This window comes from Zhenhengia sp. (assembly GCF_046966505.1).
Classification (GTDB): Bacteria; Bacillota; Clostridia; order Lachnospirales; family Cellulosilyticaceae; genus Zhenhengia; species Zhenhengia yiwuensis.
Map to the genome: position 1 here is coordinate 32572 of NZ_JBKVCH010000013.1, position 25125 is coordinate 57696.

At 35.6% G+C, this 25125-nt stretch carries 24 protein-coding genes, 1 tRNA gene and 1 other annotated feature; of the genes, 5 read left to right on the plus strand and 20 right to left on the minus strand.

Going from position 1 to position 25125, the window contains the following annotated elements:
• Positions 1–16: 16 nt before the first annotated feature.
• From ACLTBU_RS13390 to ACLTBU_RS13400, 3 genes are read right to left on the minus strand one after another with little or no spacing between them, the layout of a single operon-like run.
• Positions 17–856: a carbohydrate ABC transporter permease gene (locus tag ACLTBU_RS13390; protein WP_412219390.1), complete on the minus strand. Its 840-nt coding sequence runs from the start codon at positions 854–856 to the stop codon at positions 17–19.
• Positions 856–1770 (minus strand): carbohydrate ABC transporter permease, encoded by a 915-nt coding sequence (locus tag ACLTBU_RS13395; protein ID WP_412219391.1) that lies wholly within the window; start codon positions 1768–1770, stop codon positions 856–858. The genes ACLTBU_RS13390 and ACLTBU_RS13395 overlap by 1 nt, the downstream gene beginning before the upstream one ends.
• Positions 1700–3916: an extracellular solute-binding protein gene (locus ACLTBU_RS13400; protein ID WP_412219393.1), complete on the minus strand. Its 2217-nt coding sequence runs from the start codon at positions 3914–3916 to the stop codon at positions 1700–1702. The genes ACLTBU_RS13395 and ACLTBU_RS13400 overlap by 71 nt, the downstream gene beginning before the upstream one ends.
• 174 nt (positions 3917–4090) lie before the next feature.
• Between ACLTBU_RS13400 and ACLTBU_RS13405 the strand changes: the two genes are divergently transcribed.
• Together ACLTBU_RS13405 and ACLTBU_RS13410 are read left to right on the plus strand one after the other, a co-directional pair.
• The gene (locus tag ACLTBU_RS13405; RefSeq protein WP_177668939.1) at positions 4091–4771 is read left to right on the plus strand and encodes a response regulator; all 681 of its coding nucleotides are present in this window, start codon (positions 4091–4093) and stop codon (positions 4769–4771) included.
• Entirely contained in the window at positions 4764–6068 is a 1305-nt protein-coding gene (locus ACLTBU_RS13410; protein ID WP_177668941.1) for an ATP-binding protein, read from the plus strand. The genes ACLTBU_RS13405 and ACLTBU_RS13410 overlap by 8 nt, the downstream gene beginning before the upstream one ends.
• Positions 6069–6240: 172 nt before the next feature.
• Here the strand turns inward: ACLTBU_RS13410 and ACLTBU_RS13415 are convergent, their stop codons facing one another.
• The 8 genes from ACLTBU_RS13415 to ACLTBU_RS13450 form a co-directional block, all read right to left on the minus strand.
• Positions 6241–6585 (minus strand): inorganic diphosphatase, encoded by a 345-nt coding sequence (locus tag ACLTBU_RS13415; protein WP_177668942.1) that lies wholly within the window; start codon positions 6583–6585, stop codon positions 6241–6243.
• 88 nt (positions 6586–6673) lie between these two features.
• Positions 6674–7234, minus strand: a complete 561-nt coding sequence (locus tag ACLTBU_RS13420; protein ID WP_412219396.1) for a sensor histidine kinase — start codon at positions 7232–7234, stop codon at positions 6674–6676.
• Between the two features lie 65 nt (positions 7235–7299).
• Positions 7300–7860 carry a GNAT family N-acetyltransferase gene (locus tag ACLTBU_RS13425; protein WP_412219398.1) on the minus strand — a complete coding sequence of 187 codons (561 nt, stop codon included), beginning with the start codon at positions 7858–7860 and terminating at the stop codon, positions 7300–7302.
• 211 nt (positions 7861–8071) lie between these two features.
• The gene (locus ACLTBU_RS13430) at positions 8072–8884 is read right to left on the minus strand and encodes an SPL family radical SAM protein (RefSeq protein WP_412219401.1); all 813 of its coding nucleotides are present in this window, start codon (positions 8882–8884) and stop codon (positions 8072–8074) included.
• A gap of 65 nt (positions 8885–8949) precedes the next feature.
• Positions 8950–9213 carry a zinc ribbon domain-containing protein gene (locus tag ACLTBU_RS13435; protein WP_177668949.1) on the minus strand — a complete coding sequence of 88 codons (264 nt, stop codon included), beginning with the start codon at positions 9211–9213 and terminating at the stop codon, positions 8950–8952.
• A 69-nt stretch (positions 9214–9282) separates the two neighbouring features.
• A complete protein-coding gene (locus ACLTBU_RS13440; RefSeq protein ID WP_177668951.1) occupies positions 9283–10197 on the minus strand; it encodes a WYL domain-containing protein in 915 nt (304 codons plus the stop codon).
• Between the two features lie 22 nt (positions 10198–10219).
• Positions 10220–10579 carry a hypothetical protein gene (locus ACLTBU_RS13445; protein WP_177668953.1) on the minus strand — a complete coding sequence of 120 codons (360 nt, stop codon included), beginning with the start codon at positions 10577–10579 and terminating at the stop codon, positions 10220–10222.
• Positions 10580–10701: 122 nt separating this feature from the next.
• The gene (locus ACLTBU_RS13450; protein WP_177668955.1) at positions 10702–11541 is read right to left on the minus strand and encodes a PHP domain-containing protein; all 840 of its coding nucleotides are present in this window, start codon (positions 11539–11541) and stop codon (positions 10702–10704) included.
• A 156-nt stretch (positions 11542–11697) separates the two neighbouring features.
• On the opposite strand from ACLTBU_RS13450, the gene ACLTBU_RS13455 reads away from it, so the two are divergent.
• Positions 11698–11770: transfer RNA gene (locus ACLTBU_RS13455), tRNA-Met, on the plus strand.
• A 25-nt stretch (positions 11771–11795) separates the two neighbouring features.
• Here ACLTBU_RS13455 and ACLTBU_RS13460 read toward each other — a convergent pair.
• The 4 genes from ACLTBU_RS13460 to ACLTBU_RS13475 all read right to left on the minus strand — a co-directional run bounded on the left by ACLTBU_RS13460 (position 11796) and on the right by ACLTBU_RS13475 (position 15481).
• Positions 11796–12821, minus strand: coding sequence for a lysylphosphatidylglycerol synthase transmembrane domain-containing protein (locus ACLTBU_RS13460; RefSeq protein ID WP_412219404.1), 1026 nt, complete (start codon positions 12819–12821; stop codon positions 11796–11798).
• Positions 12818–13888, minus strand: coding sequence for a glycosyltransferase family 4 protein (locus ACLTBU_RS13465; protein ID WP_412219406.1), 1071 nt, complete (start codon positions 13886–13888; stop codon positions 12818–12820). Before ACLTBU_RS13465 ends, ACLTBU_RS13460 begins: the two co-directional genes overlap by 4 nt.
• An 89-nt stretch (positions 13889–13977) precedes the next feature.
• A complete protein-coding gene (locus ACLTBU_RS13470) occupies positions 13978–15321 on the minus strand; it encodes an MATE family efflux transporter (protein WP_412219408.1) in 1344 nt (447 codons plus the stop codon).
• Position 15322: 1 nt separating this feature from the next.
• Positions 15323–15481 carry a hypothetical protein gene (locus ACLTBU_RS13475; protein ID WP_177668960.1) on the minus strand — a complete coding sequence of 53 codons (159 nt, stop codon included), beginning with the start codon at positions 15479–15481 and terminating at the stop codon, positions 15323–15325.
• Between the two features lie 300 nt (positions 15482–15781).
• On the opposite strand from ACLTBU_RS13475, the gene ACLTBU_RS13480 reads away from it, so the two are divergent.
• Positions 15782–16456, plus strand: coding sequence for a Crp/Fnr family transcriptional regulator (locus ACLTBU_RS13480; protein ID WP_412219409.1), 675 nt, complete (start codon positions 15782–15784; stop codon positions 16454–16456).
• 67 nt (positions 16457–16523) lie between these two features.
• Here ACLTBU_RS13480 and ACLTBU_RS13485 read toward each other — a convergent pair whose 3' ends face one another.
• The 4 genes from ACLTBU_RS13485 to ACLTBU_RS13500 all read right to left on the minus strand — a co-directional run bounded on the left by ACLTBU_RS13485 (position 16524) and on the right by ACLTBU_RS13500 (position 22373).
• Positions 16524–17801 (minus strand): aminotransferase class V-fold PLP-dependent enzyme, encoded by a 1278-nt coding sequence (locus tag ACLTBU_RS13485; protein ID WP_412219411.1) that lies wholly within the window; start codon positions 17799–17801, stop codon positions 16524–16526.
• 217 nt (positions 17802–18018) lie between these two features.
• Positions 18019–20409 (minus strand): phenylalanine--tRNA ligase subunit beta, encoded by a 2391-nt coding sequence (gene pheT, locus ACLTBU_RS13490; RefSeq protein ID WP_412219413.1) that lies wholly within the window; start codon positions 20407–20409, stop codon positions 18019–18021.
• Between the two features lie 232 nt (positions 20410–20641).
• Positions 20642–21661 carry a phenylalanine--tRNA ligase subunit alpha gene (gene pheS / locus ACLTBU_RS13495; RefSeq protein WP_412219415.1) on the minus strand — a complete coding sequence of 340 codons (1020 nt, stop codon included), beginning with the start codon at positions 21659–21661 and terminating at the stop codon, positions 20642–20644.
• A gap of 41 nt (positions 21662–21702) precedes the next feature.
• Positions 21703–21923 (minus strand) — a binding site (T-box leader).
• 12 nt (positions 21924–21935) lie between these two features.
• Complete coding sequence (locus tag ACLTBU_RS13500) at positions 21936–22373, minus strand: hypothetical protein (RefSeq protein ID WP_320650096.1); 438 nt, start codon at positions 22371–22373, stop codon at positions 21936–21938.
• 167 nt (positions 22374–22540) lie between these two features.
• Here ACLTBU_RS13500 and ACLTBU_RS13505 point away from each other — a divergent pair, with 167 nt between their 5' ends.
• Complete coding sequence (locus ACLTBU_RS13505; protein ID WP_320650097.1) at positions 22541–23791, plus strand: 6-phosphofructokinase; 1251 nt, start codon at positions 22541–22543, stop codon at positions 23789–23791.
• A 73-nt stretch (positions 23792–23864) separates the two neighbouring features.
• Here ACLTBU_RS13505 and ACLTBU_RS13510 read toward each other — a convergent pair whose 3' ends face one another.
• Complete coding sequence (locus ACLTBU_RS13510) at positions 23865–25067, minus strand: Gfo/Idh/MocA family protein (protein ID WP_412219418.1); 1203 nt, start codon at positions 25065–25067, stop codon at positions 23865–23867.
• Positions 25068–25125: the final 58 nt, after the last annotated feature.

The following is a 25125-nucleotide window of genomic DNA, read 5'->3' on the forward strand; positions in this document are numbered from 1 at the left end:
CCTTCTCCTTTCAACATTACTCTTTAAGTCCAGCTACACGAATCCCTGCCTCTAAATCGTTTTGTCCCCATAAGAAGACTAAAAGGGCGGGAATAAGCATCATTACGGATGCCACTATAGAAACGCTTAGCTGATCTACGGCAATCTGTGGCAAATACAATGATAATGGCCATAAAGATTTATCTTGTATAAATGTAAGAGGCTGCTCTATCATATTCCAGTACTCTAAAAATCCTAGTACAAGAGCAGATATAATACCAGGTGTACCTAGTGGCAATCCTATATGTAGAAAGGCTCTAAAGTGCCCTGCTCCGTCTATTTTGATAGCTTCTATCATCGTTTCTGGTATAGAGCTAAAAAAACGATACATAATAAATACGGGAAATGTAGAAAAGACAAGTGGTAATATAATGCCTTCTCTTGTATTAAGTAAATTCATTTGATCAAGTACCAAGTAGTTCGGTACCATAGTTACCTGAAAAGGCATAAGCATAAGGGCTATATAAAGTGTAAAAAGAAATTTTTTACATGGGAACTTAAATCTTGCAAAAGCCCATGCTGCTGGCATCCCAAAGCATACCTGTCCTATTAAAACGGGTACAACAATCTTAATAGAATTCCAAAACATCGCAAAAAACTCTGGAGAGTCTAATAATAATTCTACATAAGGTCTAAGTGTTGGATAATCTGGAATAAGCGGCCATTTTGCAATACCTGAACTTCCTAAAAGTACTGGCCCAAAGTATGCCTTAATCTCATCAATAGGCATAAGTGAACCACTTATAAGCATCCATAAAGGTAACCACACAATAAGTGCTAGGAAACTGACTAGCGTTATAGGTATATATTTTTTCATTAGTCCTCATCCCCTTCCCAAGTTCTTTGCAATAGTAAAATCAATATCAAAATAACCCCTGCAACTATGGTAGCTGCTGCTGATAATTTATCAATGTCTAAGGACACAAACCAATTGTTAAATAAATGCTGAAGCATATACATACTATCATGTGGATAATCCCCTGCAATGAGGTAGGCCTCCCTAAATACTTTAAAAGAGTTAAGCAGTGACAATACGACTATAGTAAATAAAGTTGGTAAAAGCTGAGGTATTGTAATCTTTGTAAATTGCTGCCAGCTACTTGCACCATCTACCTTTGCTGCCTCATATATTGCTGGTGAAATGGTACTAAGTCCTGCTAGCCAAAGTACCATATCATACCCAATGTTACGCCATAAATAACTTGCAACAAGAATCCAGAAAGCCCAATCTGTCTTCATCCAGTCCACTCTTTGCCCGCCAAGTGCTATAATCCCACTACTTAAAAGCCCATTTTGATGAAAAAGGATTTGCCATAGAAGTACTACCGAAGCTACAGGAATAGCCATAGGCAAGAGGAAAGTCATCTTAAACAATTGTGCTTTCTTTTCAAGCGTATTAATTAAAAGAGCTAATCCTAAAGAGACAATAACGAGCAAAGGAATACAAATAAATGTAAATTTTAAAGTATTCATCCCAGCTAGTTTAAAAGCATCGTTTTGGAAGATACTCATATAATTTTTAAGTCCTACAAACTCACCACTCATAGCGCCAAAGAAGGATCTACGTATTACATCTATAAAAGGGATAAAAATAAAAATTATTACACCTACAAGACTTGGTAGCATAAAGCAAAGAGCAACTTTTAAGTCGCTCTTTACTTTACTCTGCCAAATAGGCTCTTGTACGTTTTGCTGCTGCTGTGGCAGCTTCACTTGCTGTTTTCTCGCCATTAAAGTATCCTTTCGTCTCTTCTATAATAAGATTCATAAGCACTTCATCTGTCATTGCTGGAATCTTTAGCTTATTTACTTGTTCTTTTAGTTTTGTGTAAGACTCTTGTGTGGCAGGTTGCATCTGTATAGGCTTTTCAATAGCCATTGGCATTGCTGAGACCATCATTGAATCTTTATCTAGTGTGGCTTGTTCTTCTAGTGCCTCTTTATCAATAGGAAGCCCCTCATATAGATCTACTTTTTGAACCTCTTTAGACATAGCAAGCTTTACAATATCTCTTGCAATATCTTGATTTTTACTATTTGCATTAATCCCTATAATGCCTATCGGGCTGTATACGCCGCCATCCCTATCTAGAGCCACTCCAAAGTCTCCATCTCCCCTTTGCATAATAGCTGAGTTTAAATATGGAATATCTCCGAAACCTTGAACTTCTGTTAAATGCAATTCAACATCCTTATGAGCCATATATTCTGTTGATAACGTATTTTCAACGCTCTCCTTAATTGCAGGATCATCCGGATTGTTAAACTCTATACCCATGCTTCCTGATGATGTATCCATACTGGATTCTTCACCTCCAACACCTTGATCTACTAATGTTTTAATAGACTCTAGGAATGTTACAAAGGCATCTTCTTTAATTTGTCCTTTTTCATCCATCCACTGGTGTGCTGTAATACTATAAAACTTCTTAATAAGATCTTCTGACGTCCTATTATAGAGTACTTGCTTATCTGGATTTTCCTTAGCCCAAACTGCAAGTCCTTCTAGTGAATCGACTTCATTTACAAGCTCTTTATTCCCCCATAGAGTTGGGATGCTAAAGCGTGTTGGTAGTGCATAAATCGTACCATCTTCTTGTCTATATGCCTCTGTAATATTTTCTAGCCACTGACCACTATCTCTCATACCATCTACCCAATCGCTCATATCTAAAAGTACACCCTTATCCATATAAGATTGTATTGGAAGTCCATCAAGCACTAAGATGTCCGGCCCTTTCCCTGCTAGAAGTTGTGTGTTAAGCGTACGGATGGCATCAGACTTTGTTATACTATCGCCTTCCCTAATCCCTACTTGTATATTAATAAATACTTCTTGGTTTTGGCGCTGATACTCTGCTACTGCTTGTCTGATCGTTTTATTATCCTCTAACATATATAAATTCACTTCTGTTGTTGGTCTAACTGGTACACTAGGATCAAAATGATAGTTTAAAAGTGTATAAGTCCCTTCTATGTCGCTAAAAACTACATTAAATTCATCATTACCTTTCATGGCTACTTGTCTTACAAATAGAGAGGGTGTCCCAAATGAACTTGTACTGCTTTCAATCACATTCTCCCAAATACTACCGCCTGGTACTAGCCTACTTACGCCCTCTGCATTAACAATATAGACACTTCCTTCATCATTACTTAAAAGCTTGCTTCCCCACAGCGTTCCCTCATAAGGAATAAAGTTCTCCTCATCACCCGATTCTAAGTTAAAGGCTACAAGACCTCCGTGCTGGGTATCTATTACCATTAATTGGTTGTTCGCGACTACAAATTCACCCTCTGTTCCTGCTACACTATATTCAGCTATCACACTTCCATCTGCTTCATTGATTCTTGCTACACCATTATTCATACCTACAAAGATTCTTCCCTCTTCATCCACCTTGATAGTTGAGATATAGCTACTCTCATCTAGTTCATAAGGGATTTCTTCTACCTTATTATTCTCTGATAATTTTCCTATACAGGTTTTAAAGTCCTGGTTATAATACAGAACGTAATAGTCCCCTTCTTCATTTGAAGTGATTGCCACTAGCTGATTTCCTGCACTTATAAGGTCATTTAACCATGCACTCTCTTTACTTTCCCAGCTTTGTCCATCTTTTGAAGTATAGGCAACGACTTGATTTCCAGAATCATAACCATAAAGCTCCATTGTGCCATCCTTATTGATTTTATAATCGATTAAAAACTTTATCTCTTTAGGCATTTCTATAGTTTCCTCTATATAACGGCCCATTGGAACGCTTTGACTTACACTACCCTTTTCATCTTTCACATTACTGCTACATCCTGTCACCCCAAATACCATTGTCCCTATTAATAGACCTACAATAAGCTTATGTATGTGTTTTTTCATTTTCTACTCCTTATTTTGTTTAATTTGATTGATATTATTGTATCTATCCTACCTCTAAATAACCTCTAAAAACTTTAAAGCTTTTATGAACTTGTTTAAAACTTTGGTTTTATAAATGAATCAATGCTATAATAAAAAATAATTATCTTACAACCATGGCTTAAGGAGGCAAAAATGCGTATTTTACTTATTGAAGATGACCCGTCACTTTGTGATACTGTTAAATTGCAACTTCAAAATCAAGGCTATACTGTTGATAGCTCTTATGATGGTATGGAAGGTCTATCCTTTATTAAACAGCAGGCTTATGACCTTATCATATTAGACCGTATGCTTCCATCCCTTGATGGTATTAGTGTGTTAAAAGCAATGCGCTTATTAAATATTACTATTCCTGTTATTATGGTTACAGCTCTAAATAGTATTGGTGACAAAGTTACTGGCCTAGATGCTGGCGCCGATGACTACTTGGCCAAACCTTTTGCTATTGAAGAACTCCTCGCACGTATTCGTGCACTTAGTAGACGTCCTACTGATCTACATGCTTCTTCTTTATTGTCCTATGGCAATACAACTTTTGATTTAGGAAGCCTTACACTTACAGGACCTAACGATAGTTGTTCCCTCTCAAAAAAAGAAGCTCATCTTTTTGAGATCTTCTTCAAACAACCTGCGAGTGTCCTTCCTCGTTCCCTATTACTTTCTCATGTATGGGGTCCCCATGCTGAAGTGGAGGAAGGTAACCTAGACAACTATATACACTTTCTTAGGCGTAGACTCCGCACTGTAGAAAGCAACTTAGAACTCAAAACCATAAGAGGTATAGGTTACATAATGGAGGCTTGTAATGCTTAAGGAATTACGTATGCATCTTACTCTTATTTGTAGCACCATAACAGGTCTTATTTTATGTGTAATTTGCCTTATTGCCTTACAAATATCAGAAACAAATATTGATAAAAGTAATCGTATGACCTTTGAAAATCAATTTCAAACCATTACTTATCAGCTTCAAACTTACCAAAATCTAAAAACATCATGGCTTGCACAATTAGAATCAAGTAATAAGCTCATTATTTCTATTGAAGATAATGCTCAGCCCCTCTTTTTTAAAGGTTCCTGGACACCTATTACGCCTCGAGATGAGCTTATTCAAAAAGCCCATCAAATTGCTTTCGAAGACTATCAATTTGATATTAATCCCCCTCATGCATCTAAATTGAATGTCTCTAAACAATTTTTTAAACTTCAAGGTAACTTAGGTGAATACTACCGTGTTGGTCTAGCACTTATCCCTTCCTCCAAAGGATGCTTAAGCCTTACTTTACTTCAAGATATGAGTAACCAAGAAACAAGCATTCTTTATACAAGAATCTTATTTATCACTATAAGCTTGATAGGAATTTTACTTCTTAGCCTATTTAGTTATTGGTTTGCTGGACGAGCTATCCTTCCTATTACCATTAATCAGCAAAAGCAGGTTCAATTTATTGCAGCAGCTTCGCATGAACTTAAATCACCTTTAGCTGTTATACAAAGTAGCAACTCTGTTATCAAGTCTCATGACTATCTAGATGACCATCCTTTTACGATGCAAATTGAAAAAGAATGTAAACGTATGGCTCGCCTTGTAGATGACCTTCTTCTCCTTGCTACTGCTGATGCCAAAACTTGGTCTATTCGTAAAAAAAACGTAGATCTTGATATCCTTCTTATCGAGATGCTCGATACATTTATACCTCTTGCCAACGGCAAAAATCAAAAACTCCATCTCAATCTACCTGAGTATACACTTCCTCCTGTTTTATGTGATGATGAACGTATCTTACAGGCCATTACCATTCTCTTAGATAATGCTCTCCACTATGTTCAAGAAGGTGGCACCATTACGATTGATTTAAGTATGCGCTCTGATACCTGTATCATTAAAGTGATAGACAATGGCCCAGGCATCCCCCCTAGCCACGCATCTCATATTTTTGATCGTTTTTACCGTGTAGACGCTTCAAGAAAAGATAAAAATCACTACGGACTTGGCCTAAGCATTGCTAAAGAAATTATTCATCTTCATAATGGTAAACTAGACTTTTCCCCTACTCCTGGCGGTGGTTGTACATTTATCATTGAATTACCCCTTCTAAAAAAGTCATAATTTCATAAGCCAATAGCACTAAAATACCTCCTATCCTTAACTCATACTCTTGTCAGTATCCTGTAAAAATAGGGAATTTCAATGTAAATAGCCTACTAGGATCCAAACTTATCCCAGTAGGCTATCATAAAGTATTTCATTGTCTTCTACCCTGTAACTCTGTGATGTACTTTTACACTTCGGCCATTATAATCTCACTTGTAAAAAACCTTTCCTGGAACTCTACAAGTGCTGCTATAGCTTCTTTGCTGTACTTCCCTTTATCCTTACATACAACTAATTTATCTTCGACATCGTCTTCCCTTTTAATAAGAGCAATCACATACCCCTCATAGGTTTCTAATGGTTCAAATACCCCGATAATGTAAGCATCTGCTTCTTCACCGTCACCTGCTAAAGTATCTGGGATATAACCATAGTTAAGTGTATAAATATGACCATACTGGGGATGCTTTGTTCCGAGTGGTCTATCAATTATGACTTTAACATGTTTCCCTAAATACGCTGTATCATTCATCTATTTCCTCCTAGTATGATCATCTTAATTCTTCAAATCCATTATAATGGATTCATAATAGGATGACTAGCCAGGCTATTTCTCTCATTTACCCCCGTCTTAAATTAAACCAGAATTTGACGCCTTCCTCAGTATTTTCTACACCAAAAGATAACTTATGTAGCTCTAACATATTTTTTACAATAGATAAGCCAAGCCCACTTCCTTCACCTGACCTATTGTTAATTTCTTCCACCTTATAAAAAGCATTCCAAATAAGCTTTAATTTATCTTCTGGTATAGGTGCTCCTTTATTCTCAATCTCTACCTTGCCTTCCACAAGTGAAATCCAGATTGTCCCCCCTATATCCGTGTGCTGTATTGCATTTAAGAGTAAATTACTTACTACTTGCTCCATACATCTATAGTCTGCTGTTACTTCACTTTTCTCATCTATTTTCATAACTGTTGTAATTTGCTTATCCTCTATCAATCCAACAACAATACCTGAGAAAATATATACTAATCTTAATTGATTGATAGCCACAGACCATGGATTAAACTGTAATGTAAAGGCTAATCCATATACCCCTTTCCCTTTTAGCTTAAACCGATTATCTGTCTTTTTTCTGTCCTTTTTTATTTTTATATTTATATCAATTTTTATCAAATATCAATTTTTATTTCTACCTTACCTTCTACACAATAAAATCCTAGTACAACTTAAACGATGTACTAGGATTCAATTTCCCTTATCAAACTTTTATACTCCTCTTTGCTTAACCTATAATAATGAGTTGTTACAACTTTATAAGCTAGCATAGGCAGTGTTTCCTCTTTCGTATGAATATAGTGAAAACCACATTTCTTAATGACACGCCTCGATCTTTCATTCCAATCAAAATGTGCACACCAAATACTCTTTAGTTTTAATTCTTCAAATCCATACTGAAGCAGTGCTTTCACTACCTCTGTTGCATATCCATTCCCCCAATATGCTGAGTTCACTACATACCCTATCTCTCTTTGCAACTCCTTTTCATAAGCCCTATCTGGTGCAATTTGGTGAAGGCCTACTCCACCTATTACTTTTCCCTTATCTTTCAATACTATAGCACTTACATCTTCTCTTTTTACAAAGGACTCTAAAATTTTCCTACTTGTTTCTATATCCGTATGCGTAGGCCAGCCTGCATTAGGCCCTACTTTAGGGTCACTACCGTATTCATAGAAATCTTCAAGGTCAGTCACTTTCCATGGTCTTATAATAAGTCTTTCTGTTATGAGTTCTTTCATATGCATCCCCCTATTATTTTTTCTAAAACATCTTACCTTAAGCCTATCCGCCATTAAATGATTTATACTATACATTATACTTATACCTAATTCTTACTGTAAAGAATAAAAAATAGCATCTCCTAGGAGGTGCTATTTTTCTCACTAAAACGATACACGTATTGATTTCAAAAATTCTTGATTCATACAGCTTCTTTTCACCTAACAATATTTAAAACAAAGACAACTGCTGCGTCCTATAACCTTTTTTATAGGCCTCTATAATTTGTGGCATTTCATAAAGTATCCCCCTAGCTCTACACTCAGCACCAAACAACTCATAAAGCTGTCTAGCCTGTTTAGATACACATTTATATTGATTGCCATAAGTCCTTATATACTTTTCTTTCATGCCTGGAAAATACTCATCTAGCTTATTGTAAAAATACTCCCTTTGCCCTGTTCTTATCGTCATACCAATAGCAGGGTAAATAAACTTTACACCACTTTCATGAGCTTTCTTTACGATTTCAAAAATATTGTCCTTCGTATCTTCTATAAAAGGCAGTAGGGGCATCATTAAAATGCCCGTGAAAATGCCTTCTTCACTGAGCTTCTGTATAGCCTCAAAGCGTCTAGAAGACACACTTACATAGGGTTCTACCTTCGTAGCAAGCTTATCATCTGCTGTTGTAATAGTAACCTTTACAAGGACAGGTGCCCTATTACTAATCTCCTTAATAAGGTCTATATCTCTTGTAATGAGATCACTTTTAGTCGCTATAGATACACCAAAGCCAGAAGACTTTATAAGTTCTAGCGCCTGCCTTGTTAAGCATAACTTTTTCTCAAGCGGATTATACGGGTCAGACATGGAGCCTGTAAAAATAGTGGCCTTTTCTCCTCTTTTACGTCTTAATTCACCTTCTAGAATTTGAATAGCATTCGCCTTAATCCTTACTGTATCAAACTGCTCAATGTGATAACACTCACTTCTACTATCGCAATAGATACAGCCATGGCTACATCCCTTATATAAATTCATATTATACTCTGCACCGAACCAAGATAAATCCTTATTCTTAATCAGAATGGACTTAGCTGATATTTTTAGAGTTTCCATCTTTTAAGTGTTGGGAAGTATGCTTTCATAGCTGCTCTTGCTGTCTCTTCATCGGAATAAGGATTGCCTTTAGAGACAAGTGGTACACAAAATTCTATCATTTCCTCCATAGTCATATCTCCTACGAAGGCTCCATCTTTAAAGCAGTACAGACAGTAATCTTCATTTTTACTGCCATCAGCATTTGTTCCCACTTCCTCCTTCTTTGTTAATGGCATAGCACAAGACTGACATAATTTCATTTCACACATAATATATGCTCCTTTCAATTTTGATTTACCTCGAGCATATCAAGATGAATATGACAACAGTATGTCTTATTAAAAAAACTCTTTATACTTTTTTAAAGTTTCTTCTAGCATATAAGTTATTTTATCTCTTACTTCCTTTGGCTCTACTACTGTTACAGCTGAGCCAAAAGATAAAATATAACTATAAATCCATTCCCCTTCTGGGTAAGAAACTGTTACTTCTATACTACCATCCTCCTGATATGTAATAGCTTCTTCTGCAAACTGGTCATAAACTCTAAAAGCCATGTAAGACTCAAACCTTAACTTAACGGTTATACTAGGGGTATGCTCTATAGACTGTGGCTCTATAGGCCCTACTTTGAACTCTCTTCTCTGAAACCTTTCGTCTATACATTTCAAATGACGTATACGCATAAGTTTGAAAGTGCGGTAATCCTCTTTCAACTTACAGTAAGCCTGCACATACCAAGATTGTCCTTTAAAAACAAGTCTAATAGGTGCTACTGTTCTTAAAGTTTTAACACCATAACTACTTAAATATTCAAAGCTTATCATCTTTTCTTCTATAATAGCTTGTTTAATCGCCTTAAACTTTTCTTGTTCTTCTTTGTTACTGCCCCATCCCGAAAAGTCCACTTCAATCCAATCATATTCACTTTTATTAAATAAACTGCCTATCTTACTTATAACTTCCTGTGTATCAGGATATCTAGCACCTTTTAGCACCTGAAGCCCCATTAGGATTTCACTTTGTTCCTCCTTTGAAAGCAAGGACTTATCTAGTGTAAAACTCTCAAGAAGCCTAATGCCTCCACCACTTCCTTTACTTGTATAAATAGGAATACCTGCACTGCTTAAGATGTCTAAATCTCTATAAATCGTTCTAGTAGATACTTCAAACCTTTCAGCCAGTTCCTTAGCTGTCACAGACTCTCTTCCTAGTAAAATATAAATCATCTCGAATAATCTGTTTACCTGCATGTTGTACTTTATTCCCCTATTCTTAAAACTGATTATGTACCCTGATTTGGTCTAGAATAAACTGACCACATGCCTCATTAAGCTTATGAAATCTATTCTCCTGTGTCCATCTTATCGCAAATGGGCTTGGCTCTTGGTTCATCAGTTCTTTAATTTCCTTGAACACTTCTTTTATACGAAGCTTCTTTTGAAGTTTATGTTCTATGATGCCAAGTTGTTGTAATGTACTGTCTGGATAAGTCTTCTTTCCTATGATGCCTACTGCTACAATAGCGCCGCCTTCATACTTAAAAATCATATCGCCCTCAGAAATCTCTTCATGCCTACCTTCTATTCTACTTTCTTCATAAGCCTGGTTCTGGAATACAATATAATAATGCATAACTTATCCTCCTTACATTATAAAAATAATTCCTATACTCATATTACTATAAAACGGTAAAAAAAAGAGCCTTTAACACAAGAATTTTCAAACAGATTTCTCAGTTAAAAGCTTTTTCAGTTTTATTTTAATAATGGCTCAATGTTAATCATATCTCTATGAATATTCATACATCCAATAGTCTGGTCAAGTGTTTTGGCTTCTTTACCAAATTCGCCATGTTCATCACTTCCCGTCGTAATGAGCATATTATATTTCTTACAGAAATCTACACATGTTTGGGTCATCTTTTCACTGTGTGTAGGATAGTAGCATTCAATACCGGTTAACCCTTTACTTCTTAAATCTTCAAGAACTACAATAAGTTCTTCTTCATTTAACTCTTTAAAGTAGGACATAGGATGAGCAAGTACACTATAGCCCCCTGCTTCCTTAATATTTTTACAGAGCTCCTCGATGGCTGGGAAGTGGTACTCTGGGAAGTCACATCCATACTCTCTATAAAATCTAAATCCTTCAAAGAGCTTAGTCGTAAGGCCTCTTTCTAACAAATAATGAAGGCCTTTCCATCCACCTTTTCTACGATCATATTCATAAGCATTAAAATCTTCTAAACTCACACGCTCATCTATTTTTGAAAGGTTTACAATTAAATCGTCACTCATACGTTGCATTTCACGGTCAGCTAAGTCAATAAGCTCAAATAACTTAGTATGATCTTCAAAACCATAAGCAAGTAAATGAAGCACTTTATCCTTATAAGCTGCATTAATTTCTACACCACGGATTGGAATAATCCCTTCCTTGGCCGCTGCTTTTTGAAGTTCCTCCCAGGATTCTAATTTATTATGATCTGTAATAGCTAAAATGCCTACTTCTCTCATTTTTGCTTTTTGTACAATTTCTTCTGGCGACATCGTTCCATCTGAAAAGTACGTGTGCATATGCATATCTACTTTCATGCTGCCTCTTCTCCTTTTGTCCTATGCTTTTTTATTCATTATAGCAAAAAATTTCATTTTTGACTAAATGAATACTTTTGGTAGAAATTTACATCTAATTTGTCTTGACTTTTATATTATTTTCTATTATATTAAATATATAGTTATTTCAAATGTCGCGGAGTGGAGCAGTTGGTAGCTCGTCGGGCTCATAACCCGAAGGTCATAGGTTCAAGTCCTGTCTCCGCAATGTCAAAAGCCTAGTTCCTTTGGAACTAGGCTTTTTCTGTTATATTTGTATTTTCTGTATTCCCCTTTTGCCATAACGTAAAGCACATACCTACACATACTGTAAGATAAAAGGTGACAAGCCTCCATACTAGTACAGAAATATTAAGCAAATTAGCTGGGAAAAAGAGTTTAAAAAAGGTGAAGAAACTTAACTCTGCTCCACCTGCTGCCCCTGGTAGTGGCACAAAACTCGAAATCATAAGCACAAATGCCTGAGCTGCAATCATAGAGAATGCTGAAGCATTTAATCCAAATGCCCTTAATATAAAATAAGGCACCAGAAAATATACTGTAAGTTGTAATGTAGAAAGCACTACTGTATAGAGGATCATTTTTTTATGGCTCTTCATCCACTCAAAACTTTTATAAAAGCTCTCAAACTCTCGTAGTACATAGTGCTTCTTCCTCGCTCCATCTTTAATAAGCTTCATTTTTTCTAGCTTATTGATGATCTTAAATACAACCTGCATGGTAAAGCGTTTAAAGCACCCAATAGAAAGCAGTGCAATAACGACTACTGTATTAACTAAAAAGCCAAACACCACCATATACGTAAAACCACTTACTTTAGCCGAAAATTCACCAAGTTTCATACATAACACGACTAATGAATAAAGGGTTAATACGACTTGATAAATAATAAATTTAGTAAGCAAGCAGCTACTTGCTATGCCAAAGGGAACACCTGTCTTCACCATATGTAAAGCCTGCATAGGCTGTCCCCCACTTGAAAAAGGCGTAATACAATTAAAGAACTGTCCAATCATAGTAGTCTGTAAACTACTTTGAAATTTCTGCCTTGGATGAAATTTCTTCGTAATAAAGTGTAAGGTAAGCGTTTCTAAAAGCCAGTATCCCACCATAAGTAGGATAACTCCTGTTATCCATAGAAAATCTAGTTTATGAATAAGGCTCACTATATTTTGTGCTTCTGTCAAGCCTACATAACCTATAATGCCAATAAGTGCTACAAAAATAATGATTAAATTCAGCTTCTTAACCTTCATCATCCTCCAAACCTATTTAATAATGCTTTAAGTTTAAAAGGTTTTGCTTTAGGTGCAATCTCCGTATAGAAAGCATCCCACATCTGACTCACATGGTCTCTATGATAGAATAAATGCCCCTCCCATGCTTTATCTACTGCCATCTTATAGAAAGTTTCATCTGATGCCAATCTGTCTAATAAAATCTTAAACTCTTCCACATTATTTCCCTTTACATAAAAATCAAATAAAATATTTTTATAAATATCAATATCACGTAATAATATAGGTGTTCTGCAGTTCATAGCTTCTAAAATGGTCATCGGAAATAATTCTTCAAAAGAAGGTAAAAACATAACATCTCCTAAATTATAAATTTCATTCATAAGCTCCCTATCAATAATACCTAGGAATTTTAAATTAGGAGGTGGGTTATCTACTACTTCTTTAATCTCTTTATACCCATCTGTCATCTTACCAAAAGAAAATCCTCCTGCCCATACAAACTGCATATGTGGCATTTGTCTTGCAATTTCTATGAAATCAAAAATACCTTTTCTTGTCTGAAGTTGTCCTGCACACAGTACAGTAAACTTGTCTTTATCAAGGCCATATTTCTCCCTTAAATTCTGTTTATTTTCATCTTCTATGGGAAAAAATTGTGTATCGCTTACATAGTTTGGTATATAAGTTACTTTATCTGTGTCTACCCCATAAGCACCTAATCTTTCAATGAAATAGGGGTTGACCGTTACGAGGTAATCCATACTTTTATAAAACCAGATTAGATACTTATAAAATACTTTTTTGCAGATTTTAGGTAATTGTAGACTCGTATCTACCGTCTCTGGTAAGAAATGAACATATCCAACTGTTACACCATTCCTTTTTGCAAAAGGTATGGATAAAAAATAACGTAAATTAACGGTATGATAGTGTGTAATATCTGCGTCAGGCCATTTATTTTCAACTACAATAAATTTTTCATTTAGTTCTTCCTTTACTAAACTTACTTGCTCTTCATATGCTGATAGGACACCCTGCCCTTTTACTTTTGCTGCCTGTGAGAGCATATTAATTTTATAGATCATGAAAATCCCCCGTTCGTTATTTTGCCAGTTCATTATCTTTAATTAGCTATAGCATACCTCTCATTTATTAAGATTACTAGCACAATTTATTAAGATTTGTTAAAGTTTAAAATGCTCCTTCGTCTCCTATAAATTCTATAGCCTACAACGTCAGCTAACGCCCAGCCTATTGGAACTGCCCACCATATGCCTACAAGACCAATCTTAGGCATAGCTGCTAATAGATACGCAAGTATTACCCTTGTCCCTAATGAAATAATTGTTAAAATGATAGAAATTTTAACCGTACCTAATCCCCTATATAATCCATAAAACATAAAGAGGAAACCTATCAGTACATAGAATGGTGCTATAACTCTTAAATAGCCTATGCCTATTGCAAGTACTTCGTACTCCTTAGGGTTTATAAAAATCAGCATGAGCTCTTTTGCAAAAAGAACTACCATTACGGAGATGATAAAACAGAATATGCAGATTAACTTTACTGTACACTTAATCCCTTCATGAATACGTCCTTCTTCCTTAGCTCCTTTGTTCTGAGCTACATAAGTAGAAAAGGCATTACCAAAGTCCTGCACAGGCATATAGGCAAATCCATCTATTTTGACTGCTGCTCCAAATGCTGCCATAGCTACTGTTCCAAAAGAGTTTACTAAACCTTGTACAAGTAGTATGCCAAAGTTCATAATAGACTGTTGAATTGAAGTTAGTATGGAGTACCTAGCAATTATGCCAAATAAAGTTCTATCAAATACCATATCCTGCTTAGTCATATGTAAAATTGAAAGTTTTTTGATTGAATAAAGTATGCATAGAACAGCCGCTACACCTTGTGCAATAAGTGTAGCAATAGCTACACCTTTAACACCCATATCACATACTAAAACAAAGATGAGATCTAAAATGATATTAAGAATTGCTGCTAAGATTAAAAAATACAAAGGGGTTTTGGAATCTCCTAATGCCCTTAACAAACTAGAAATTGCATTATATAAAAACGTAAAAATTAATCCAAGAAAAATAATTTGCAAATAAATCTTAGTATCACTATAGAGCTCTGGTGGAATATTCATAAATCGAATAATACTCTCTATCCCTATTAAAGTGCCAGCCATCATACAGACTGTTACTCCTAATGTAAATATAAAGCTGGTTGTAATGGCCCTTTTAAGCTTTTCTAATTCTCCTGCCCCAAATAACTGTGAGAAAAGAACAGATGCTCCCATACATAACCCAATAATCACCGAAGTCACAAATACCATAACCGTGTAAGCTGAACTTACAGCAGCCAAAGCATTCTTGCCTATAAATTGTCCTACCACAATGGAATCTACCAGATTATAGAGTTGCTGAAACAGGTTACCTACTATCATAGGTATGGCAAACGTTATAATAAGCTTAAGTGGAGAGCCTACGGTAAGATCCTTTGTCATATTATAACCTCCTCCTCACTGAAATATCACATCTCCTGCATACTTCTCCATTATCTTGTGTAAAACCATCTTTTTTATTAAATGCTTTATCAATAATTTCCCCCTTCTTCTCAGCTACAAATGTTTCGTCTCCCTTTTCTACCTGTCTAAAGTGTATCATCTAGTGTACTCCTTCTTCTCTATTAATCTTATTAAATATACAAGTACTAACTTATATTATAGTATAATTTAATGTAAATTGTATCTTTTTCATACAATTGTATATTACTTCTATCCTTAAAATTCACTATTCCACATATTGAGTGCATATGCTCTTCTTTATACTCTATGCACGGTTACCTATTTTCCTAAACTCCCTTGGGATTACTTACCTATTTCATAAATAACTCCCTCTTTTGAATAAATCCCCCTTTTTTTATAATATAATAGATATAAATGAATCATAGATAGGAGTCTTATTATGCTTACACCTACTGATATAGATTTTCTCACACATAGCCTAACTTTCTGGGATAACCTTAAACCTATAGAACAACAACTTATTTTAGATTACACTATGCCACTTACCTATAAGCAAGGTACTACTATTCATGGCGGAAATAGGGACTGTATTGGTGTACTACTAGTCAAAAGTGGCACACTTAGAACTTACCTCCTTTCAGATGAGGGTAAAGAGGTCACGCTTTATCGCCTTTCTTCTGGAGATATCTGTATTCTTTCAGCATCATGCTTGCTAAAAAATATTACTTTTGATGTACATATTGACGCTGAGGTAGATACCCAAATTTTACTTATTGACTCTTCTATTTTTGCCAGAATTACAAGTCAAAATATTTATGTAGAAAACTTCTCTTATAAAGTAGCTGCTGAAAAATTTTCTCATGTCATTTGGGCTATGGAGCAAATTCTCTTTATGAGCTTTGATAAACGCCTTGCTATTTTCCTTATTGACGAAGCTACTAAAAATAATTCTAACACTATATACCTTACCCATGAACAGATTGCCAAATACATGGGAAGCGCTAGAGAGGTTGTCTCACGCATGCTTAAATATTTTGCTAACGAGGGCTGGGTACAGCTTTCTAGAGGCTCTATTACCCTTATGAACAAAAAGTGCCTACGTGCTCTTATGTAAGTAACTTTTAACCTACAATATCCCTAAAAAAAGAAGGTGCCTTAACCTGGCACCTTCTTTTTTAATTTTAATGATGATAAATCAAACATCTTAAAGAATGAATGAAATCCTTTGCTTCTCCCATGGTATTGTAAAGTCCTAAACTAATACGTACCATCCCAATATCTTCTCCATTATGCGTATGCTCACTGATCTGCCTTTGCTCTTCACTAATCCCTAACATTCTATCTACATAAGGATGGGCACAGAACTTACCATATCTTGTAGCTATACCAAACTGACTAGCAAGTTTAAAAGCTACTTCTTCGAAATGTATCCCTCTTACATTAAATACAATAACACCTAACCGATTTACAGAGTAATCTACATCTCCATAAAGTATGACTTCTGGTATTTTGCTAAGTTCCTTAAGAAGATAATTTTTTATTCTTGTTTCATGCTCTTCAATTTCATCAAATCCTATTTTCTTAAGTACCTGCATAGATGCTACTAATGCCATCACCCCTAAGTAGTTTTGCGTACCTGCTTCATGCAGATAAGGTGACTCTGACCAAATCACATCATTATCAAGCACCACATCTACCGCTCCGCCACCTCGCAAAAAGGGCTGTATATTATTAAGGTAACTTGTAAGGCCAACAATAGCCCCGGCTCCATAAGGCGCATACATCTTATGTCCTGAAAAAACTAAAAAATCAATTTGTTCTGCTTCGCATCGTCCTGCCATATTAATAGCTCTGTGGGCAACAAGCTGTGCCGCATCTACAATTAATTTAGCATCATATCTGTGTACAATTCTGGCTATCTCATGGATAGGGTTAATATAACCTGTCACATTCGATGCACCTGTTACTGTTACAAATTTAATAGAAGGATTTTGTGCCAGATGATTTTCTATCTCCTTAAGACTTATTCTACCAGACCTATCTACTTCTACATATTCTACATGAGCTGTATGCCTCCAAGGTAAGTCATTGGCATGATGCTCCATACGCGTTGTAAGTACAGTACAATCTTTATATTCAAACAGAACATTAGCTAATAAATTTAACCCTTCTGTTGTATTTTTTACATATATAACTGAATAATCATTTCGTCCTAACAAATTAAAAAAATCTAATACACTTTCTCTAGATGCTTCAAATTGTTCTGTACATTTATCTCCCTTCTGACCAGCTCCTCTTGCAATAGGGCCATAACTTAATGCATTCTTTCTAACCGTTTCATTTACCCATTTAAGTGGAGGTGTTGTCGCACCGTTATCAAAATTAATTGGTATAATATTTCTCCGACCTCCAAGCTTTACAGGTATTTCTATTCCATCAAACAAATGGCGATAATTCATCATTCCACCCCCTCTCGTACATTATATGCACAGCGCTGTTAAGTTGCTCGCAATCCATGTCATATTTTGTTGCTTTTACAATTAGCTCATTATTAAAAATCATTTAGATTCATTTTTATTATCTCCAAATCTCATTTCTATATGTTTTTTATACCCTAATAAAAAATAGAGTGAGATTAGTTTATTTATCTAATCTCACTCTATTCCTATCATTTATCTATTGTTCACGAAGTTTTGCACCAATAACTGTTTCTAAACCGTTTAAGATTTTTTTCATAGATTTTTGAATTTCATCATCTGTAAGGGTACGATCACTTGCTCTAAATACAAGTTTGTAAGCTACTGATTTATGGCCTTGTTCAATTTGTTTACCTTGGTATACGTCAAAGAGTTCACAGCTTTCAAGTAGTTTACCCCCTCTTTGAGTAATAACTTTTTCAATATCACCAACAAGTACATCATCTTTTACAAGCATAGCAATGTCTCTTGTTGTAGCTGGGTATTTTGGAAGTGGTACATAACTACGAGCTTTTTCTACATTTGCAAGAATAAGTGCAAGATCTAATTCTGCTACGTATAATTTAGCATCTACACTGTAGTTTTTAGCTACTTGTGGATGGATTTCCCCGAAGTAACCACATACCTTACCAGCGATCATAAGATTTGCTGTACGACCTGGGTGCATGAATGGAAGGTCTGTATTTCTCTCTACACTTACTTTTTGAATATGAAGATCTTCCACTAAAGCTTCAATAAGTCCTTTAAGTGTATAGAAATCAACTTCTTTACCATACATACCTACAGTAACCTTTTTGATTTCATTTGGAAGCTCTTCGCCCTCTATTTTTTCAAATACTTTTCCTACTTCATAAAGCATAGCTGTTTCATTTCTACGGTTATAGTTAATAGAAAGTGAGTTAAGGATACCATTTAAAGTAGTTGTACGCATAATGCTAAAGTCTTCCCCTAATGGGTTTGTAATCGTTAACACATTTCTAAGATTACTATCAGCAGGGATACAAAGTTTATCAAATACTTTTGGACTTTCAAATGAATAAGTTAATGCACCATTTACACCATATCTACTCATAGTCGAACGGATTTGATCAGTTATTTCTTGTTCGAAGTTTTTATGACCAACTGTTGGTGTTCCTCTTTCTAAAGTTACTTCAATTCTATCGTATCCATAGAGTCTAGCAACTTCTTCTGCAAGATCAGCCATCATTGTTACGTCTGGTCTGAATGTTGGAATTGTTACTGTCTTATTTGTTGTATCGACTTCAAACTCAAGTCTTTCGAAGTATTCTTTCATTTCTTCTTCAGTCACTTGTGTTCCAAGGTAGTTATTAATCCATGTTAAATCATATGGAATAGTAAGTTTTTCACGTTTTACTGGGTAGACATCAATAATACCTGATACAACTTCACCAGCACCAGTCATATTAATAAGCTGCGCTGCACGTTCAATTGCAAGTGTAATGTTGTTTGGATCAAGTCCTTTAACATATTTTTTAGAAGAATCGCTGCTGATTCCAAGTTTTTTAGATGTTTGGCGTACATTGTAACCATTGAAGTTAGCACATTCGAAAAGAATAGTTGTCGTATCTTCAGTTACTTTTGTATCTTCACCACCCATTACACCAGCGATTGCTACTGGTTTATCTTCATCTGCAATGACAAGCATGCTGCTATCAAGTGTTACCTCATCACCGAATAATGTAGTCATTGTCTCACCATCTTTAGCATTACGTACGATAACATGGTGTCCTGCAAGTTTATCATAGTCAAATGCATGCATTGGTTGACCAAATTCAAGAAGCATGTAGTTTGTAATGTCTACGATATTGTTGATTGGTCTGAGTCCTGCTGACATAAGTCGGTCCTTAAGCCATTTTGGTGATGGGCCAACTTTCACATTTTTAATAACTCTTGCAGCATATCTTGGGCAAAGTTGTTCATTTTCAATTGTTACTTTTGCCATATCAGCTGCATTTCCATCTACTTCTTCTACTTTAATTTCTGGGAAATTGAAGGGCTTTTTAAAAGTAGCTGCTGCTTCTCTTGCAATCCCTAAAATACTGAAGCAATCCGGTCTATTTGAAGTAATCTCATACTCTACAATTGACTCCCCAAGCCCAAAGTATGGCTTAACATCTGAGCCAAGCTCAATTGGTGTATGGAAAATATATACACCGTCTTCTGGTGCATCATCAAAGTCACTTGCTTCAAAACCAAGTTCTTCTACAGAACAGAACATTCCTTGTGATTCAACCCCGCGAAGCTTACCTGTTTTGATTTTAAGACCACCAGCAAGTGTAGCTCCATCCAGTGATACTGGAACTACATCTCCTGTATTAACATTTGTAGCCGCTGTAACAATTTGAATCGGCGCCTCTGCCCCAATATCTACTTTCATTACACGAAGTTTATCTGCATCTGGGTGTTTTTCTGTTTCGATAATTTTACCTGCAACAACTTTAGTAATTTCTTTTCCAAGCTCCTCTACAGCTTCAACTTTAGAGCCAGACATTGTCATTGCATCTATATAAGTGTTTACATCTACGTCGATGTCTACGTATTGTTTTAACCAAGACATAGGTACGTTCATATTTCTACTTCCTTTCCATTATCCATTCTTTTAATCATTTCACGCTCTCAAAAAACTTAGCTATAAAGCTCATTATCCGATCTTTTCACTCTGTTTTCATCCAGCCCCAATTTATTATTTATCCCAATCACTAACATTTGCTTAGATGCCGCCTTCCCAAACGCCATCCTTATGAGCATTACCCCATGCTACCTTTAAGCCCCCACTTATAAGGTAACTCTTTATACACTTCTTAGAACTGTGATAAGAATTTCACATCATTTTCATAGAATAAGCGTAAATCATTGATATCATATTTAAGCATTGTTAAACGCTCAAGTCCCATACCAAACGCAAAACCTTGATATTTAGTTGGGTCAATTCCAGCCATTTCAAGCACTTTCGGATGTACCATACCACATCCAAGAATTTCAATCCAACCAGATCCTTTACATACATTACACCCTTTACCACCACACATTACACAGCTTACATCTACTTCCGCACTTGGCTCTGTGAATGGGAAATAATGTGGTCTAAATTTAACTTGTACTTTATCTCCAAAGAATTTCTTAGCAAATTCAGCAAGTATACCTTTAAGGTCACCAAATGTAATGTTTTTATCAATTACTAGACCTTCAATTTGGTGGAATATTGGTGAGTGTGTTGCATCTGATTCATCAGAACGGTATACACGACCTGGTGCTACCATACGAATAGGAAGTTCTTGTTCTTCCATAGTGTGAACTTGTACTGGTGATGTTGCTGTACGAAGTACTAAGTTATTTGTAAAGTAGAATGTATCTTGCTCATCACGTGCTGGATGTTCTTCCCCTAAATTAAGGGCATCAAAATTGTAGTAAGCTGTTTCAACTTCACGACCATCTACAATTTCATAACCCATGCCAAGGAAGATATTTTGCACTTCCTCAAGTGTTTTATGAAGAGGATGCATATGCCCTTTTGGCATTTTTCTACCTGGCATTGTAATGTCGATAACTTCCTCTTTCAGTTTTTGATTTACAGCTTCACTTTCAAGCCCTACTTTTTTATCAGCTAATGCTATTTCAAGTGCTTCACGCACCTCATTTGCCATTTGTCCTACAACTGGTCTTTCCTCAGCTGTTAAATCTTTCATACCTCTAAGTACTGCTGTAAGTTCACCTTTTTTACCAAGGTATTGTACTCTTAAATCTTCTAACACTTTAAGGTCTGAAGCATTTTTAATCGCTTCTAGTGCACTACTTTTAATTTGCTCTAATTTTTCTCTCACGGTTATGACTCCTTTCTGATAATAAAAAAAGCCTCGTCCCCAAAAGGGACGAAGCTATAACTCCGCGGTACCACCCAAATTTTTATACACCTGTATAAACACTTAGTAGCTATAACGCACAACCGATACTTCCTACTTATTTTCAAAAGTACTGCTCTGATGTGAAATTCACTTATTTGCATGGCCTAAAGGTGTTTACAGCCGGTGACACCTTCTCTCTTAAGGATACAAAAAAGCTACTATGCATCGTCTTAGCATTTTACATATATACTCATTATTTTACTATACATTCATGTGTTGTCAAGTTAAAAAGTTTTTCTTCAAGAAGCATACTTGCTCCTAATAGACGAATAAGCTTCTCACCTTCTTCCATCACATTAAAGCGAGCTAACGTTTGCCCCTCCTGATATAAGTTCCAACATTCTACAAGCTTATTATACTGAAACTCTACTAATTCATGGTACTCTGTAATAGTATGAAGCATCTCAGATGAACTTTCATACAGACTTATCAACTTATATTCTCTAAAATATTCACGTTCCCTTAAATGGTGAAAGTCAATAACACTATCCTTTATAAAAGCTAAGCTCATAGCCCACATCACCTTATCCACTCTTTGATCTATAGCAAGAGAGACGATCTCCTTTTTAAGTGCTCTTAAAACTGCTTCAATATTTCTATGTTCTTTATGAATCATTTCCATAGTCTCCATCTGATCGCTCCTTAATCGTATCATCTATTAGTAGAATTATTGCCAAATTATAAGTTCTTTTACACATATTGTTTAGGAGTTGTCATCACTTGTCAATAGAGAGCCTTTCGTGTATCATGGATACGTATGCTTATTTGAATGACTGATTATTTTAAGGAGGATTATGCATGCTATCTAAAGGTAATTGTATCATTGGGCAATCAGGGGGCCCTACTGTTGCGATCAACGCTTCTCTTAGTGGCGTTTTACAAGGAATAATTGAATCTGATGCTTATAACTCGGTTTATGGAATGGTTCACGGAATTGAAGGTTTACTTCAAGGGAGCTATCTTAATTTATCCGAGCAATTTAAGACCAAAGAATCTCTTGATAAATTAGCTATTACACCTTCTATGTATTTAGGTTCTTGTCGTTTCAAACTTCCACATTACGAAGTTGCACCAGAGATTTATGAAATTCTCTTTAATTTCTTCACTTCAAATGATATTCGCACTGTATTTTATATTGGTGGAAATGACTCTATGGATACAGTTGTTAAACTTTCATCTTATGCAAAAGCAAATAACCTTTCTATTAATATCATTGGTGTTCCTAAAACAATCGATAACGATTTACCAATGACTGATCACACACCTGGTTTCGGCAGTGCTGCAAAATTTGTTGCCACTACAATGCTTGAAATTGCTCACGACACTTATATTTATAACATTCCATCTGTAACAATCGTTGAAATCATGGGCCGTAATGCCGGTTGGCTTACTGCAAGTAGCGCTCTTGCTCGTACTTCGTACTCTAATGCTCCAGATCTTATTTATTTACCAGAAGCTCCATTTTGTTTAGATTCCTTTGTAGAGGATGTTAAACGTATTCAACAACAACGTAAAAATGTTATTGTTGCTGTTTCTGAAGGGATTAAAGACAAAGATGGCAACTACATTTCTGCAACAAGTACTGCTGTAGATGCATTTGGCCATAAACAGCTTTGCGGAGCTGGAAAAACACTTGAGAACTACCTTAAAGATAAATTAGGCTGTAAAGTACGTTCAGTAGAACTCAATGTCCTTCAACGTTCTGCAAGTCACATTGCATCCAAAACAGATATAGATGAAAGTATTATGATCGGTAAAGCTGCTGTTAAATCTGCCCTTGAAGGTAAAACAGCTCAAATGGTTTGCTACCACCGTATGAGTAATGACCCTTACTATGTAGATGTTGTTTCTCATGCTATTGAAGATATTGCTAATAAAGAAAAAGTAGTACCTCGCATGTGGATTAATGAAGCAGGTAATGATGTAACAGAAGATATGCTTACTTACCTTAGACCACTCATTGAGGGCGAAACAGTAATGGGCTATGCAAATGGTGTACCTGTTTACTGTGATATTACACATCTTCACACTAAAACTGAACAAAAATAGAGTTTATATTCTAAATGTACAAAAAAGGTTAGGTGGAACATGATCTCCCCTAACCTTTTTAATATTAAAAAGTCTATGCTTTTCTAGTTATCCATTTACCATTAGTAAAGTCTGGAATAGCTACCACTTGCCCTCCCATCGCAATAGACTGCTCTGATAAAGCTGAAATAGCCATCCATGCTGCTATATCGTATACATCAATTGGCATCTCTTCATTTTTTTCTACACAATCAAAGAATGCACGTAGAACTAACCAATCCATTCCACCGTGTCCACCTTTTACACCATCTTGCATAAACTTTTTCCATACAGGGTGCTCATACTTCTCTCTATACGCTTCAATGTTATTCCATTGCTCTTTCCATTTAAAATCATATTCATTATGTTCTCCATCAATAAATAGAGACATATTATCTTCCATAAACATACCTTTAGTACCCTGCACTCTAAATCCTCTTGAATAAGCTCTTGGTAAGGTTGTATCTAAAGTAAGTACAATCGTTTCACCTCTTGCACATTTAATCATAGTTGTTACTACATCTCCCTGTGCAAATTCTGTATGCATAAGGGCTTCATCATCACTTTTTTTATTTTTAATATACTCATTTAATCCTTTAGCCTTAGAAGCCATAGATACAAGAGATACCATTCTATTTCCTCTATTAATATCTAGAATCTGCGCAATTGGTCCTAGCTCATGAGTTGGATAGTTTTCGCAATTTCTATGTATATAGTTCTGTAAACGATAATGTCTATTTTCGTTTCCAAAGGCAATCTCTTCTCTTAAATCATGTTGATAGCCCCCTGAACAGTGAACAATTTCTCCAAAAATACCTTGTTTCACCATATTCATAGCCATCATTTCTTCTCTGCCATAGCAGCAGTTTTCTAATAGCATACAAGGTACACCTGTTTCTTCATAAGCTCTAATAAGCTGCCAGCATTCTTCTATCGAATAAGCCCCTCCTACTTCTGTTCCTACAGGTTTACCAGCTTTCATACATTCAATAATAATTTCAATATGTCCTGTCCATGCACTTGAAACAATAACAGCCTCAACTTCACTTGATGCTATAAGCTCTTTATAATCTTGTGTTATAAAAGGTTTATTCCCTTTTACTTGCTCTACCTTATCCGCAGCATTTTGTGCTCTGTCCTTATAGATATCACATACACCTACAATCTCAATATCATCCATATGTAATATAACACCATCCATAAGGCCGTAACCTCTTCCACCTAATCCAATAATCCCTATATTTAACTTGTCCTTCATCTCAAATAGCTCCTTATACTGTAATTTAAAATAGACTACCCACTCATTTTACCTATTT